Source organism: Mixta hanseatica (assembly GCF_023517775.1).
Taxonomy (GTDB): domain Bacteria; phylum Pseudomonadota; class Gammaproteobacteria; order Enterobacterales; family Enterobacteriaceae; genus Mixta; species Mixta hanseatica.
Map to the genome: position 1 here is coordinate 2118069 of NZ_CP082904.1, position 14953 is coordinate 2133021.

The window sequence follows — 14953 nt, forward strand, 5'->3', positions numbered from 1 at the left end:
CATGGGTAGCCGTTTCCGCGCCGCAGATATCAATAGCGGCCTTTACGTGACGCTGTCACAAAAAGGATTACGCGCTGCGTTACGCGGTGGGCTACGCTTAGTGCATTAACAGGAAGGGATAACATGTCAGAAGCTCAACATCAGACGGTCGTGCATCGTCACTGGATCTTAATCGCCTGTATGCTGGCGATGTTTATGGCGGCGATCGAAGTCACCATCGTTGCGACGGCGATGCCGACTATTATTGCTCAGCTTGGCGGCTTTTCGCAGTTTGGCTGGGTGTTTTCCATTTATTTGCTCACCCAGGCGGTCAGCGTGCCGATCTACGGGCGTCTGGCCGATCTGTGGGGACGCAAGCGGATGTTCCTGATCGGAACCTCACTATTTTTACTCGGTTCGGTGCTGTGCGGCATGGCACAGAGTATGGCCTGGTTGATTCTGTTCCGCGCTTTTCAGGGGTTAGGGGCCGGGGCGATTATGCCGATCACCTCAACTATCGTTGCGGATATCTATTCGCCACGCGAACGGGCGGGCATTCAGGGTTGGCTTTCCAGCGTCTGGGGCGTCGCGGCAATTATCGGGCCGCTAACCGGCGCGTGGATTGTGCAACACTTCAGCTGGTCGCTGGTTTTCTGGGTTAACGTACCGCTGGGCATTATCTCTATGCTGATGCTGATACGCTGGCTGCCTGCGCATCAACAGCCCTCAGCGCAGCGTCTTAACGTTTCTGGCAGCGCCTGGCTGATGTTGAGCGTAAGCGCCTTACTGGTTGCGCTGCTCCAGGCAGAGGCGCTGGGATACTGGCTGCTGCTGTTCCTGGCCGTAGCGCTGATTGCCGGTTTTATCCTGCTGCGCCATGAAAAAAAGGCCGAGGCGCCGCTGTTTCCGCTCGCTATCTGGCAAAGCCGGGTTATCGTTGCCGGCAATGCGGGCAATTTGATCATCGGCGCGGCGATGATGGGCATCAGCGCCTTTTTGCCTACCTGGATCCAGGGAATTAACGGCGGTTCGCCGCTGCAGGCGGGCAGCGCGCTGGCGATGATGTCGATTGGCTGGCCGCTCGCCAGTACCCTGAGCGGTCGTCTGATGTTACGCACCTCCTATCGTTTTACTGCACAGTTGGGCGCGCTGTTATTGATTGCCGGTACCGCGCTGCTGCTGACGCTGCATGCTAACAGCAGCCTGCTGCAGGCGGGCTTTGCCGCCTTTGTGATCGGCACCGGCATGGGCATGACCAGCACCACCTTTCTGGTATCGGTGCAGAACAGCGCGGATTTCGCTATTCGCGGCATCTGTACCGCCTCAATTATGTTTAGCCGGATGCTGGGATCGGCGCTGGGCACAGCTATTATGGGCGCGGTACTGAATTATAATTTGCTATTGCGCCTGCCTGATGCCAGGGATCCGGTACAGCAAATTATGTCGCCGGAGCAGCGGCAGGCGTTAGACGGCGGCACGCTACAGCAAATGACGCTACAAATCGCCGCTTCGCTACATTGGGTGTTTATTGTGTCGTTAGTGATTGCCACAGGCAGCCTGTTTATCGCCTGGAGCATGCCGCGACGCAGACCGGAATAGTGAAAAGTTAAAAAAACAGGCGCTAACTGAAAAGCGCCTGAAATAACAGAAAGTTTACAGCGGCACAAATGACCGACTGTAAACTCTACAGCTATTAAGGATGCTCACTGACAAACTGCCACCATTCATTCTCTTTCTGGGTAGGATAGTACCAGTATTTCCCATCTTCTTTTAAGATAAAATAGCGTTCTGCTGAATCATCCTGATAGAGCCATCCTTTTTTCCCCGTTCTATTCATCTCATCCCATTTATGCACGGGGAGCGAAACAGAAGTAGATAGAGGTTCGTTCTTTTTCGGATATCTACCGACATATTGCCAGTATTCATTATCTACTTTATCTATAGGGAAATAGCCTGCTCCTGCTTTTTTCAGTTTAAAAAACTCAGTGTCATCATTATAGGGATTATGATAGATAAAATAATCGCCAATATTTACCTTATCTTCATTCCTTTCAGACCACTCATAAAGTTTCTGATTGCGAAAAAACAGGTCGTTTATAATAGGGTAACCTTTACCAATAGATTTCCAGTCACTGTTATTAGTTCCTTCCGGCGGGAGAGGGCCGTAAACGCCATCATGCAAAGCCTGATAAATATAGGGTTCCGCATCATCAAGGTTTTTAACAAACATCATGCCTTTATTGGCCATTTTCTGATAGCTTCCCCACTGATGCATGCCTCTATAATTATTACCCAGTAAGGTTAGCGTGCCATTTGTATCCCAGGACGATGATCCATAATCCTTTGGTGTCATGCCGGGCAGAATATATCTTTGTTCACAATTATCCGGCTCGCCATAAGCATCGTCATTTGTCACTAATAGCTCGGCGTCTTTTCCATAATTTCCTTTTATTTGGCCCATTGTCGCCCTGGCGTGCCTTAATGTCGTACAATCATAAGGCCCCTAAAAGTATTCAAGAAAAACGCCATTGGAGCGGTTAAGCCCTTTCCATTTAGGCGTCTTGATCTCGCCTAATATATCTATAGTCCCCAATGTTAGATCGGCTAAAGTTATTTGCCACCAGTCTCCAGCCTCATCAGAGGCGGTTTGCGGGCTTACCTCTATGCGAAAGCGATAATTATGTCCTACCTTCCAGTCATAATCGCCTTTTATACTGCTGCAGGGACCGAACTCATAACAGCCGACAGCAGGTAACCTACCCGACTTAGCATCAAGACCATCCCAAAAAGAGACCAGGGCTATTTTTGTACCTCCGGCGCGCTGCAATCCCAGGTAGCCTCCAGACGCCTCATTAAACGAAACATATTCAGCCCAATAGACAGAAGAGGGAGCGAAACCCGCGTTGGAGTAATACTCCCCTGGGTCGACATCGATACGCAGGGAATAATCTTTAACGTTTATTGATTCATTTTTTAATTCCCAACCTCCTGAAGGCGTAATGGCGCAAGCACTGCTGATACAGCCACCGCCAATAAGTAATGCAGCTATAATATTTTTAAGCATTATGAATTCCTTTTCTAAAATCGGGATTAATAAGCCCCATGAAAAATATGAAAAATTGCTTTGAGTTAAACAGTGTTGCAAGCAATTTTATTTAAACATAAAAAATATCGCACCGTACAGAAAAACTTAACTCCATGGAATGCCAGATAGTATAAATAATTTTATCTTTATATAAGGGAGTATAGCTGTTGACTTATCAAACTATTATTTTTGACGTTGCGGATTAGTTCTTCCTGATATCAGGGAAATATCCTGTCAACTATACGGAATCCTATCGCAGTATCAATACAGAACGTACAGGAATTGTCTGTTTAACTTAAACAAGCAGGGATTTAATGGATGGATAAAGACGTGGCCGAAAGAGTATGAGCGTGAGGCAAAAAACAGGCGCCTGTTCAGGCGCCTTAAGGATGATCAGGAGGCAGGGGCGTCCTGGGTGGTGCCGGCATCGGCAGGCACGTTAGTTTCGCTGTCGACGCCAGTGCGTTTATAGACAATTTTCTGTGAATCGTTTTCACAATGGCCTACCACCTGACCGCCGGCAGCGTCAGCCTGATCGTTAGGCACAATATCCAGCGTAAAGCCTGATTCAGGCACGCCATTATTGATAATCTTCTGACTAATATCCGCTTTTACCGACTCGCACGACGCCTGGGCAGCCAGCGGAGCAACAACCAGCAGGGCGCTTAACATCCACTTCTTCGCTCTCATCACATCATCCTTTTGCAATAAAACCAGCGGTAACTATAGCAGTAAAGTACGATCAGGGCGTGACGGGACGTCCGGTGCGTCGATCCAGGCAGCGCAACGTATTGCCTTCCCAGTAGGCGTTAACGTTATAGCTTTTCTCACAGGCGTCGCGGGTATCAAACGCGCGATCGGTTTTATCGAACTCTTTTTCGACGCGGCTGTTCACTTTTTTGCGCAGCATACGCGTGTCATCCCATTGTTCTTTATCCTGACGCGCTTCTTCATTGCTTAACGCGTTATTGCCGTTTTCAATGACCAGGCGGTCAGTGCGCGCCTGCGCCGCGCCGGATGAGAGCGCCAGGGCGCTGAACAGCGTAAGCGGGAGCAGGGCGATAGCCAGACGTTTAGATAATGTTTGCATCATCGGTTCCTTAACTTTCATGGCAACCTGCCATGAGGTGACTCAGGTTTTAGTATATCATTGCCGATCATTTACTCACCAGCGAGCCAGGCGCTTCGTTTAGCCTGGAGAAAGCTTTTTTATGATCAAAACCACGCTGCTGTTTTTCCTTACCGCGCTGGCGGAAATTATTGGCTGTTTCCTTCCCTGGCTGTGGCTGAAAAAGGGCGCCTCGGTGTTGCTGTTGGTTCCGGCTGCGCTGAGCCTTGCGGCATTTGTCTGGCTTCTGACGCTGCATCCGGCCGCCAGCGGGCGCGTTTATGCCGCCTACGGCGGCGTATATGTGGTCACGGCGCTGCTGTGGTTGCGCTGGGTGGATGGCGTGCGCCTCAGCTATACCGACTGGCTGGGCGCAGCGGTGGCCTTTTGCGGCATGTTGATTATCGTGGCGGGATGGGGAAAGGCCTGACGGCAGCAGGGTAAGGTTGGCCTGCTGAACGCCTGCGCAAAGCCCGATCGCATCGACCGGGCTACGTCAGACACTTGATGTTTGCCGCCTCAGGCGGTTGCCTGGCGCGGCATCAGGACTCTTTAGCCACTTTCAGTCCGGCGGTGGTCTGGCTGACCGGCATCATTTCCAGCGTATTGATATTCACATGCGCAGGCAGCGTCGCTACCCAGTAGACCGCCTCGGTGACATCTTCCGGCGTCAGCGCGGTGGTACCGGCATAGACATTCTCCGCCCGGCTGTCGTCGCCTTTGAAACGAACGTTGGAAAACTCAGTGCCGCCGACCAGGCCTGGCTCGATATCCGTAACGCGCAGCGCGGTGCCGTGCAGATCGGTACGTAAGTTCAGACTAAACTGACGAACAAAAGCTTTGGTTGCGCCATAAACGTTGCCGCCCAGGTAAGGCCAGTTACCGGCAACCGAACCCAGGTTAATAATATGGCCGGTATTGCGTTCGACCATGCCGGGCAGCAGCGCGCGGGTCATATACACCAGCCCTTTATTATTGGTATCGATCATGGTTTCCCAGTCTTCGATACTGGCCTGATGCGCAGGCTCAACGCCCAGCGCCAGCCCGGCGTTATTGACCAGAATATCGATCTGTTGCCAGTCTGCGGGCAGCGTCGCCAGCGCGGCATCCATCGCGGCGCGATCGCGCACGTCGAATTGCAGGGTATAGAGGTTATTTCCCAGCTCCGCCTTCAGCGCATCCAGGCGCTCCTGACGACGTCCGGTGGCGATTACTTTATGTCCTGCCGCAATAAAGCGACGGGCGATGGCCTGACCAAAACCGGCGGTCGCGCCGGTAACGCAAATGATCATCTCACTGTTCCTCAACAGATTTTCCGGGTCGATCACCATAACATTTCGTTTTACTGCTGCCCAGCACCGCTTAAAGATGGATAAAACGCCCCGTACTGGTGCGCTCTGCACCAAAAGTTTGCCTGCGCAGGCACCCGTTCAGCTGTTTTTTTGCCCGTTTTTCACCTGGCGTAAGAAATTAAAGTTTTCTCCCTGCAGGCAAGCGTTTGCGCAATCGATTAGGTCACTGTAGAGGGGGGGTTCTTAATTTAATGTGTTGATTACAAATAAGATTATCGAAATCAGCGGCTGGCATAACTCTTGCAGTTTGCTAATTATCCGCTCACCTGCCATAACGATAATTTAGGTTAAGGAAGCCTTATGTCAGCAACCGAAACGTATGCTATTCGCAGCAGTTTTTTTGATATTACCGCCACGGCCAGCGATCCGCAGAAAATCGAACAGCAGGCGCGCTATATCGAAGATGGCCTGTTACTTATTAACGCGGGCAAGGTGGTCAGCCTGCGTCCCTGGCTGGAGGCGGAGGGCGCCTTGCCGATCGCATGCCCGGTTCTGGATCGGCGCGGGAGCCTGATCGTTCCGGGGTTTATTGATTGCCATATTCACTATCCGCAAACCGAGATGGTCGGCGCCTTTGGCGAACAGCTACTGAGCTGGCTGGAGAACTACACCTTCCCGACTGAGGGACAATACCATTCCGCTGAACATGCGGCAGCAATGTCGGAATTCTTTTTACAGCAGCTGCTCAGCAACGGCACCACCAGCGCGCTGATTTTCGGCACCGTACATCCTGAATCGGTTGAGGCGCTGTTTCAGGCTGCAGAGCGGCGCGAGATGCGCATTATCGCCGGTAAAGTAATGATGGATCGCAACGCGCCGGATTATCTGCTGGAAAGCGCGGAACAGAGCTATCAGCAGACGCGCGCGCTAATTCAGCGCTGGCACAAACGCGGCCGGCTGGGCTACGCGCTGACGCCTCGTTTTGCGCCAACTTCATCGCCAGCGCTGCTGGAAAAGGTGACGCAGCTGCATCAGGAGTTTCCCGACACCTGGATCCATACCCACCTGGCGGAAAACCCGCAGGAAGTCGCATGGGTAAAGAAACTGTTCCCGGAACAGGCAGGCTACCTGGACGTTTATCATCACTATCAGCTCACCGGCCCGCGCAGCGTATTTGCCCACTGTTTACATCTGCAGCCGGAAGAGTGGCGCTGCCTGCATCACACTGACTCCGCCATCGCCTTTTGTCCCACCTCGAACCTGTTTCTCGGCAGCGGGCTGTTTAATTTACAACGCAGCTGGCAGGAGCAGATAAAAATCGGCATCGGCACCGATATCGGCGCGGGCACCACCTTTAACCTGCTGCAAACGCTGGGCGAGGCCTACAAAGTGGGGCAGCTCCAGCACTATAAGCTGCACGCCAGCGAAGCCTTTTATCACGCCACGCTGGGCGGCGCCCGGGCGCTGAGCCTGGATCATCTGATCGGCAACTTTATGCCCGGCAAAGAGGCGGATTTTGTCGTACTGCAACCAGCGGCGACGCCGCTACAGAAAATGCGCTGGCATAACAGCCGCGACATCTGGGAAAAGCTTTTTGTATTAATGACGCTGGGTGACGATCGCACCATCGCCGAAACCTGGATCAACGGCCAGTGCGCCTGGCGCCAACAACACGGGGAGAGGGCATGATTCAATTTCTGCTTAATCAAACGCTGGTCAGCGAGCATCAGATTGATGCCAATACGACGGTGCTGAATTATCTGCGCCAGCGCAAAGGGCGTAGCGGCACGAAAGAGGGCTGCGCCTCCGGCGATTGCGGCGCCTGTACCGTGACGTTGGGCAGCGTGGTAGCGGGCAAAATGCGTTATGAAACGGTTAACAGCTGCCTGTTGCCGATCGGCGCGCTGGACGGTAAGCAGTTAATTACCGTAGAAGATCTCCAGCAGGGCGATCGGCTGCACTGCGTACAACAGGCAATGGTGGACAGCCACGCTTCGCAGTGCGGCTTTTGTACACCGGGTTTTGTTATGTCGCTGTTCGCCCTGCAAAAAAATAGCAGCGGCTGGGATGCACAGCGGGCTGAAAGCGCGCTGGCTGGCAATCTGTGCCGCTGCACCGGCTACCGGCCGATTGTCGAGGCGGCACGTATCGCCTGCGAACAGCCGGAAGAGGACAGTTTTAGTCAGCGTGCAGAGGAGACCGTTGCCCGCCTGCAGGCGTTGCAGCAAAACATTCCAGGTGACGTTGTCACGGAAAGCAGCCGCTGCTTCATTCCGAAAACCTGCGCGCAGCTGGCACGTTTTTATCTGGCGAATCCGCAGGCAGAGCTGCTGGCAGGCGGGACGGACCTGACACTGCGTATTACCCAGCAGTATCAAAAGCTGCCGCTGATGATTGCGCTGGAACAGGTCGAAGAGTTACAGCAGTGGCAGGAAACGCCGGAAGCGATCGTTATCGGCGCTGCCATACCGCTTAGCGTTTGTCAGCAGCGGCTGCGCGCCAGTCTCCCGCCGTTCAGCGAGATGCTGGATCGCTTTGCCTCCTTGCAGATCCGTAATCGCGGCACCCTGGGTGGCAACATCGCCAACGCCTCGCCGATCGGCGACTGCTCTCCCATGCTGCTGGCGCTGGAGGCAACGCTGATTTTGCAGCGGGGCGATCGGTTACGAGAGCTACCGCTCGATCGTTTTTTTCTCGGCTACCGTCGTACGTCGCTGGAAGCGGGCGAGTTTATTCGCGCTATTCGCCTGGATAAAGTGACGCTGTCACCTGATTTTCGCGCCTGGAAAGTCTCAAAACGGCATGAGGATGATATTTCCGCTGTGTTCGCTGCTTTTAATATTAAACGTGTTGAAGGGGTGATTACCGCAGCGCGCCTGGCCTTTGGCGGCATGGCGGAAATCCCGCGTCGCGCCGCGGCCTGCGAAGCGGCGCTTATCGGCCAGGCGCTGACACCTGCCGCGCTGGAAAACGCCTGCCGGGCGCTGGAGCAAGATTTTCAGCCGTTAAGCGATGCGCGAGCCAGCGCCGCCTGGCGTATGCAGCTGGCGAAAAACTTGCTGCGCCGCTATTTCCATCAGCTGAACGGCGAACTGGCCGTGAGCGAGGTATCCCACTATGTCTCATAATCGTCCGCCGGTTGAGCAAGAGGTGCTGGAGGCGCAGTATCTGGCCGGCATACAGAACGGCGTTGGCCGTAATCAGCGCCACGAGAGCGCGGAAAAGCATGTGACCGGCGAAGCGCAATATATTGATGACCGGTTAGCCTTTCCCGGCCTGCTACACCTGTGTCCGCGCCTGAGCGACCAGGCGCACGCGCGCATTTTGCATATCGATACCGCCGCCTGCTATGCCGTGCCCGGCGTGATTGAGGTACTTACCTGGCGCGACGTACCTGGCGAACTGGATATAGGCCCGCTGGAACCCGGCGATCCGCTGCTGGCGCGCGACACGGTCTGTTATGTCGGGCAAATAGTGCTGGTTGTGGCGGCCGAAAGCGAAGAGGCGGCGCGTCTGGGCGCGGAAGCGGCGCGCATTGCATACGCGCCGTTGCCCGCCATTCTTGATGTGGAAATGGCGCTGGCACAGCGTCATTTTGTCCAGGAGCCGCACGTCCATCAGCGCGGCGACGTCGATGCGGCGCTGGCACATGCGCCGCATCGCCTCCAGGGCGCGTTTCATATCGGCGGGCAAGAGCACTTCTATCTGGAAACCCAGATCGCGCTGGTCGCGCCCGGCGAGGATCATTCTTTTCAGGTCTGGTCATCCACGCAAAACCCCACCGAAGTACAGAAACTGGTCGCCTCGGTGATGGGCATCGGGATGAATAACGTGACCATCGATATGCGCCGGATGGGCGGCGGTTTTGGCGGTAAAGAAACCCAGGCGGCGGGCGTCGCCTGTTTATGCGCGCTGGCGGCGCATAAAACCGGGCGACCGGCGAAAATGCGGTTGGCGCGTCGTGACGATATGCGCATTACCGGCAAGCGTCATCCTTTTTTTGTGCGCTATGACGTCGGCTTCGATGATCAGGGGCTGTTTTGTGGGGTCAATATCGAGCTGGCGGGCAACTGCGGCTATTCGCTCGATCTTTCCGGTTCGATTGTCGACCGCGCGATGTTTCACGCCGATAATGCCTATTACCTTGGCGACGCGCGCATTACCGGTTACCGCTGCCGTACGCATACCGCCTCCAATACCGCTTACCGCGGCTTCGGCGGCCCGCAGGGCATGGTGGCGATAGAACAAATTATCGAAGCGATTGCCCGCCATCGCCAGCTGGACCCGCTGATGGTGCGTAAGCGCAACTATTATGGTCAGCAGACGCGCAATATCACTCATTACCACCAGCGGGTAGAGGATAACCTGCTGGAAGAGATTACCACCCAGCTGGAACAGAGCGCGGATTATCAGGCTCGACGGGAGGCGGTACGGCAGTTTAACGCCGCCAGCCCGATCCTGAAACGCGGTCTGGCACTGACGCCGGTGAAATTTGGCATCTCTTTTACCTCCAGCTTTCTCAATCAGGCTGGCGCGCTGATCCTGATTTATACCGACGGCACCGTTCAGCTGAACCATGGCGGCACCGAAATGGGCCAGGGGCTGCATACCAAAGTGGCGCAAATCGTGGCGGAAGTTTTACAGATCGATGTGAGCACAATTCGCATTACCGCCACCGATACCGGTAAAGTACCCAATACCTCGCCGACGGCCGCCTCCAGCGGTACCGATCTTAACGGCAAAGCCGCCCAGCACGCGGCGGAAATTTTGCGCCAGCGCCTGACGGACATGCTGTGTCGCCTGCATCAATGCAAAGCGCAGGAGGTCAGCTTCAGCAACGGTATCGTGCGGGTGAAACAGCAGCATTTTACCTTTAGTCAGGTTGCGCAGCTGGCCTGGTTGAATCAGGTGCCGCTCTCCGCTACCGGTTACTATCGCGTTCCCGGCATCCATTACGATCGCGAAGCGGGGCGCGGCCAGCCTTTTTACTATTTCTCTTACGGCGCGGCCTGTAGCGAAGTGCTGATCGACACCTTAACCGGCGAATATCGCCTGCTGCGCGCGGATATTTTGCATGATGTCGGCGCTTCGCTGAATCCCGCTATTGATGTGGGCCAGGTGGAAGGCGGCTTTGTACAGGGCATGGGCTGGCTCACCTGCGAAGAGCTGGTATGGGATAGCCAGGGTCGGTTAATGACTGACGGTCCGGCCAGCTACAAGATCCCGACGATTGGCGACGTGCCCGCAGATTTACGCGTGCAGTTGCTCGAGAACCGTAAAAACCCGCAGCAAACGGTGTTTCATTCTAAAGCGGTAGGCGAACCGCCGTTTATGCTGGGCATTTCCGTCTGGATCGCGTTGCAGGACGCGATAGCCAGCGTGGCTGATTATCGTCTGCATCCGCATCTGGATACGCCCGCCACGCCGGAACGGGTCTTCTGGGCTGTCGACCGGCTAACGGGAGACAAAAATGCTGGCGCATGAATGGATTGAAACGCTGCAGCAGCTGCGGGCGCAGCGGCAGTCATGCGTGCTGATTACCGTGCTGAACGAACGAGGGTCGGTGCCGCGCGATCGCGGGAGTAAAATGATCGTCACGGCTGATCGGCAGTTTCTGACTATCGGCGGCGGACATCTGGAATTCCAGTGTATTGAAATAGCGCGCAACCTGCTGATACAGGGGCGCGCAGAGCCGCACAGCGAACAGTTCAGCCTTGGCGCCCGACTTGGGCAGTGCTGCGGCGGCGCCAGCACCATTCTATTTGAGCCGCTGCTCTATGTGCAGCCGCAGATTGCCGTTTTCGGCGCAGGCCATGTTGGACAGGCGCTGGTGTCGCTGCTGGCGACGTTACCCTGTCACATTCACTGGATCGATCAGCGCGCTGAACAGTTCATCCAGGTGCCGCCTGGCGTCACCGTCTGCCAGACTGACGATCCGGTAGAGTATGTGCAACAGCTGCCGCCGGAGAGCTATTTTGTGGTGATGACCCATCATCATCCGCTTGATTTAGCGCTATGCGAAGCTATTTTACGCCGCAACGATTACCGTTACGCTGGCGTGATCGGCTCCAGCACCAAACGCCAACGCTTTGAATATCGCCTGAGCGGCAAAGGGTTCAGTCAGCAACAGCTGACGCGTCTGCGTTGTCCAATAGGTTTGCCGCAGGTGACCGGCAAACTGCCGGCGGAAATCGCCGTTGCTATCGCAGCGGAAATTATCGCCGTTTATCAACAGACGCAGAACGCTGGCACCATCGTTTAACTGCGCTTATGATTCTGACTTTACAGGCAAGGAACAGGAGAGTAAGGATATGCGGTTATCGGTGTTATTTTTAGCCATTAGCCTGGCGCTGAGCGGAGCCGCTCAGGCAGCCGACGCGACGGCTAACCACGATCAGGAGAAGACCATGTCCGGCGAACAGCAGAATCCCTTTAGCCAGCCCAGCGCGTTGCCTTTTCAGGCGCCGCCTTTCGATCGTATCAAGGACAGCGACTATCTTCCCGCAATTGAAGCGGGTATCCGTGAGAAACAGCAGGAAGTGGCGCACATCGCCAACGACTCGCAGCCGCCCACCTTTGAAAATACCTATGTGGCGCTGGAAAAAAGCGGCCTGATGCTGAATCGCGTACTTAACGTGTTTAGCGCGATGACCTCGGCCAATACGAATGACGAACTGCAAAAAATTGATGAAGCAATGGCGCCCAAACTGGCGGCGCTGGATGATGAAATCCACCTTAACAGCAAACTCTTTGCGCGCCTCGACAGCATTTATCAGCAGCGCGATAAGCTCCAGCTGGATGCGGAGTCCCGTCGTCTGGTTGAGGTGACCTGGCAGTCATTTCAGCTGGCCGGCGCCAGCCTGAGCGATGAGCAAAAAACCGAACTCAAGGCGCTGAACCAGGAAGCGGCCACGCTCAGCACCCAGTTTACCAATCGTCTGCTGGCGGCGACCAAAGCGGGTGGTCTGGTGGTCAAAGATAAGGCGGCGCTGGCCGGGCTCAGCGAGGGCGAAATCGCCGCTGCGGCGGAAGCGGCCGAGGCGCGCGGTTTGAAACACCAATGGCTGCTGGCGCTGCAAAACACCACGCAGCAGCCGGAGCTGCAAAGCTTGTCTAATCGCCAGACGCGCGAAGCGCTGTTTAACGCCTCATGGCAGCGCGCGGAAAAAGGCGACGCCAACGATACGCGTCAGCTGATTGCGCGGCTGGCCGCGGTGCGGGCACAGCAGGCGAAGCTGCTGGGCTTTGATAGCTACGCCGCCTGGAAATTGCAGGATCAGATGGCGAAAACCCCGCAGGCGGCGCTCGACTTTATGCGCGATATCGTCCCGGCGGCCACGGCGCGCGCGCAGCGCGAAGCGGCGGATATCCAGGCGGTTATTGATAAGCAGCAGGGCGGCTTTAAGCTGGCGCCCTGGGACTGGACCTTTTACGCCGAGCAGGTACGTCGTGCTAAATACGATCTCGATGAATCGCAAATCCGTCCCTATTTCGAACTGAACAACGTGCTGGAGAACGGCGTATTTTATGCTGCTAACCAGCTTTACGGGCTGACCTTTAAGCAGCGTAAAGATTTGCCGGTTTATCAACCTGACGTACGCGTCTATGAGGTATTTGATAAGGATGGCGCCTCGCTGGCGCTGTTCTATACCGATTTCTTTAAGCGTGATAACAAAGGCGGCGGGGCGTGGATGAGCAATTTCGTCGATCAGTCGACGCTGCTGGGCACTAAACCGGTGATTTATAACGTCGCTAACTTTAGCAAACCAGCGGCGGGACAGCCGGCGCTGCTGTCGTGGGACGATGTCATCACTATGTTCCATGAGTTTGGTCATGCGCTGCATGGGATGTTTGCCGATCAGCAATATCCGAGCCTCTCCGGCACCGCCACTCCTCGTGACTTTGTAGAATTTCCGTCGCAGTTTAATGAGCACTGGGCCAGCGACGATAAGGTGTTTAAGCATTTTGCCCGTCACTATCAGAGCGGTGAACCCATGCCGCAGGCGCTACACGATAAGATCCTGAAGGCGGATAAGTTTAACAAAGGCTATGACATGACCGAACTGTTGGCGGCGGCGCTGCTGGATATGCACTGGCACAGCCTCAGCGCCGGTAAGCCGCAGCCAGATGTGGACGCCTTTGAACAGCAGGCGCTGGCGCAGGATAAGGTCAACTTGCCGCAGGTGCCGCCGCGCTATCGTTCCAGCTATTTCCAGCATATCTGGGGCAACGGCTATGCGGCGGGCTATTACGCCTATCTGTGGACCGAAATGCTGGCGGATGACGGCTTCACCTGGTTTAAAGAGCACGGCGGCCTGACGCGTGAAAACGGCCAGCGCTTCCGCGATATGATCCTGTCACGCGGTAACAGCAGCGATCTTAAACAGCTCTATCATGACTGGCGCGGCCACGATCCGGAAATCGAACCGATGCTGATTAACCGTGGCCTGAAAGAAGCGCCGTAAACTTCTTCTTTATCAACCAGTGAAAAGGGCAGCGATGCCCTTTTTTTACGCCTGTCGCACGCGGAACATAGCGGCTAAAACAGGTACTTAATGTACAATAATGCTTCATCTTCAGGGCTATCTTTAACAGGATGTTTCAAATGCAAAAAACGCGGTTATGGCGCTATTCACTGCTGGCTGGATTATTGTCTCTGTGGACGGCTAACGCGCTGGGCAGCGAGGCTTCGCTGACGCAACAACTGGCTGAGCTGGAGAAATCCAGCGGCGGGCGGCTCGGCGTGGCATGGATTGATGGCAATCATCGCTACGGCTATCGGGCCGATGAACGTTTTCCCATGACCAGCACCTTTAAAACGCTGGCGGTCGCGGCCATTCTGCATAAAAGCGTCAGCCAGCCCGATCTGCTGGAGAAAAAAGTGGTAATTAACAATCCGCATCAGGTGCCCTGGACGCCGGTCACCGGAGAATCGTTTGGGAAGCCGATGACTATCGCCGCACTGTGTGCCGCCGCCATCGAATACAGCGATAATCTGGCCGCCAACTATTTATTGCAGGAGCTGGGCGGTCCGCAGGGCGTTACCGCTCTGGCGCGTCAGCTGGGCGACCCGCTAACGCAGCTCGATCGCAATGAGCCAGCGTTAAATACCGCCATTCCGGGGGATAAGCGCGACACCAGCACGCCTGCGGCAATGGCGGCTAATTTGCATCAGCTGGCGCTGGGCGACGCGTTGCCAGTTAAACAGCGCCAGCTATTTAACCGCTGGCTTCAGCAAAATACCACCGGCAATGAGAGCATTCGTGCTGGCGTACCGGCTGACTGGCGCATAGGCGACAAGACCGGCTCCGGCGATTATGGCACCACCAACGATCTGGCGGTGATCTGGCCGACAACCGGGCAGCCCAAAATTTTAGCCATCTACTTTACCCAGCCGCAGCAGAAGGCAGCGAATAATAAAGCGGTGCTGGCAGCCGCCACGCGTGCGGTCATTGCCGAGCTTCCCTGAGAAGCCGGGCGTTATGCCCG

General features: G+C 55.3%; 13 protein-coding genes. 8 read left to right on the plus strand and 5 right to left on the minus strand.

Annotation, left to right across the window (positions count from 1 at the left end):
• Positions 1–123: 123 nt before the first annotated feature.
• Positions 124–1578: an MDR family MFS transporter gene (locus K6958_RS10290; RefSeq protein ID WP_249894542.1), complete on the plus strand. Its 1455-nt coding sequence runs from the start codon at positions 124–126 to the stop codon at positions 1576–1578.
• Between the two features lie 94 nt (positions 1579–1672).
• On the opposite strand, the gene K6958_RS10295 is transcribed toward K6958_RS10290, so the two are convergent.
• The 4 genes from K6958_RS10295 to K6958_RS10310 all read right to left on the minus strand — a co-directional run bounded on the left by K6958_RS10295 (position 1673) and on the right by K6958_RS10310 (position 4154).
• Positions 1673–2440 (minus strand): hypothetical protein, encoded by a 768-nt coding sequence (locus tag K6958_RS10295; protein WP_249894543.1) that lies wholly within the window; start codon positions 2438–2440, stop codon positions 1673–1675.
• Positions 2441–2482: 42 nt separating this feature from the next.
• Positions 2483–3043, minus strand: a complete 561-nt coding sequence (locus tag K6958_RS10300) for a DUF3472 domain-containing protein (protein ID WP_249894544.1) — start codon at positions 3041–3043, stop codon at positions 2483–2485.
• Between the two features lie 414 nt (positions 3044–3457).
• Positions 3458–3754 (minus strand): DUF1161 domain-containing protein, encoded by a 297-nt coding sequence (locus K6958_RS10305; protein ID WP_249894545.1) that lies wholly within the window; start codon positions 3752–3754, stop codon positions 3458–3460.
• 52 nt (positions 3755–3806) lie between these two features.
• Positions 3807–4154 (minus strand): DUF1283 family protein, encoded by a 348-nt coding sequence (locus K6958_RS10310; RefSeq protein ID WP_249894661.1) that lies wholly within the window; start codon positions 4152–4154, stop codon positions 3807–3809.
• A 121-nt stretch (positions 4155–4275) separates the two neighbouring features.
• Between K6958_RS10310 and K6958_RS10315 the strand changes: the two genes are divergently transcribed.
• Positions 4276–4602 (plus strand): YnfA family protein, encoded by a 327-nt coding sequence (locus K6958_RS10315; RefSeq protein WP_249894546.1) that lies wholly within the window; start codon positions 4276–4278, stop codon positions 4600–4602.
• Between the two features lie 112 nt (positions 4603–4714).
• Here K6958_RS10315 and ydfG read toward each other — a convergent pair whose 3' ends face one another.
• Complete coding sequence (gene ydfG, locus K6958_RS10320) at positions 4715–5464, minus strand: bifunctional NADP-dependent 3-hydroxy acid dehydrogenase/3-hydroxypropionate dehydrogenase YdfG (protein ID WP_249894547.1); 750 nt, start codon at positions 5462–5464, stop codon at positions 4715–4717.
• A gap of 360 nt (positions 5465–5824) precedes the next feature.
• Here ydfG and guaD point away from each other — a divergent pair, with 360 nt between their 5' ends.
• The 6 genes from guaD to bla all read left to right on the plus strand — a co-directional run bounded on the left by guaD (position 5825) and on the right by bla (position 14933).
• Positions 5825–7153 (plus strand): guanine deaminase, encoded by a 1329-nt coding sequence (gene guaD, locus K6958_RS10325; RefSeq protein WP_249894548.1) that lies wholly within the window; start codon positions 5825–5827, stop codon positions 7151–7153.
• The gene (gene xdhA / locus K6958_RS10330) at positions 7150–8592 is read left to right on the plus strand and encodes a xanthine dehydrogenase small subunit (protein ID WP_249894549.1); all 1443 of its coding nucleotides are present in this window, start codon (positions 7150–7152) and stop codon (positions 8590–8592) included. The genes guaD and xdhA overlap by 4 nt, the downstream gene beginning before the upstream one ends.
• Positions 8582–10948 carry a xanthine dehydrogenase molybdopterin binding subunit gene (xdhB, locus tag K6958_RS10335; RefSeq protein ID WP_249894550.1) on the plus strand — a complete coding sequence of 789 codons (2367 nt, stop codon included), beginning with the start codon at positions 8582–8584 and terminating at the stop codon, positions 10946–10948. Before xdhA ends, xdhB begins: the two co-directional genes overlap by 11 nt.
• Positions 10935–11726, plus strand: coding sequence for a xanthine dehydrogenase accessory protein XdhC (xdhC, locus tag K6958_RS10340; RefSeq protein ID WP_249894551.1), 792 nt, complete (start codon positions 10935–10937; stop codon positions 11724–11726). The genes xdhB and xdhC overlap by 14 nt, the downstream gene beginning before the upstream one ends.
• A gap of 49 nt (positions 11727–11775) precedes the next feature.
• The gene (dcp, locus tag K6958_RS10345; protein ID WP_249894552.1) at positions 11776–13929 is read left to right on the plus strand and encodes a peptidyl-dipeptidase Dcp; all 2154 of its coding nucleotides are present in this window, start codon (positions 11776–11778) and stop codon (positions 13927–13929) included.
• Positions 13930–14069: 140 nt separating this feature from the next.
• Positions 14070–14933, plus strand: a complete 864-nt coding sequence (gene bla / locus K6958_RS10350; RefSeq protein WP_249894553.1) for a class A beta-lactamase — start codon at positions 14070–14072, stop codon at positions 14931–14933.
• Positions 14934–14953 lie beyond the last annotated feature (20 nt).

What these genes read in the sequence shown, in the direction of transcription:
- K6958_RS10315 (WP_249894546.1), top strand. Translation starts at nt 4,276, where the DNA reads ATGATCAAAACCACGCTGCTGTTTTTCCTTACCGCGCTGGCGGAAATT.
- K6958_RS10305 (WP_249894545.1), bottom strand. Translation starts at nt 3,754, where the DNA reads ATGAGAGCGAAGAAGTGGATGTTAAGCGCCCTGCTGGTTGTTGCTCCG.
- K6958_RS10295 (WP_249894543.1), bottom strand. Translation starts at nt 2,440, where the DNA reads ATGGGCCAAATAAAAGGAAATTATGGAAAAGACGCCGAGCTATTAGTG.
- xdhA (WP_249894549.1), top strand. Translation starts at nt 7,150, where the DNA reads ATGATTCAATTTCTGCTTAATCAAACGCTGGTCAGCGAGCATCAGATT.
- xdhC (WP_249894551.1), top strand. Translation starts at nt 10,935, where the DNA reads ATGCTGGCGCATGAATGGATTGAAACGCTGCAGCAGCTGCGGGCGCAG.
- K6958_RS10290 (WP_249894542.1), top strand. Translation starts at nt 124, where the DNA reads ATGTCAGAAGCTCAACATCAGACGGTCGTGCATCGTCACTGGATCTTA.
- K6958_RS10310 (WP_249894661.1), bottom strand. Translation starts at nt 4,154, where the DNA reads ATGCAAACATTATCTAAACGTCTGGCTATCGCCCTGCTCCCGCTTACG.
- guaD (WP_249894548.1), top strand. Translation starts at nt 5,825, where the DNA reads ATGTCAGCAACCGAAACGTATGCTATTCGCAGCAGTTTTTTTGATATT.
- xdhB (WP_249894550.1), top strand. Translation starts at nt 8,582, where the DNA reads ATGTCTCATAATCGTCCGCCGGTTGAGCAAGAGGTGCTGGAGGCGCAG.
- ydfG (WP_249894547.1), bottom strand. Translation starts at nt 5,464, where the DNA reads ATGATCATTTGCGTTACCGGCGCGACCGCCGGTTTTGGTCAGGCCATC.
- K6958_RS10300 (WP_249894544.1), bottom strand. Translation starts at nt 3,043, where the DNA reads ATGCTTAAAAATATTATAGCTGCATTACTTATTGGCGGTGGCTGTATC.
- dcp (WP_249894552.1), top strand. Translation starts at nt 11,776, where the DNA reads ATGCGGTTATCGGTGTTATTTTTAGCCATTAGCCTGGCGCTGAGCGGA.
- bla (WP_249894553.1), top strand. Translation starts at nt 14,070, where the DNA reads ATGCAAAAAACGCGGTTATGGCGCTATTCACTGCTGGCTGGATTATTG.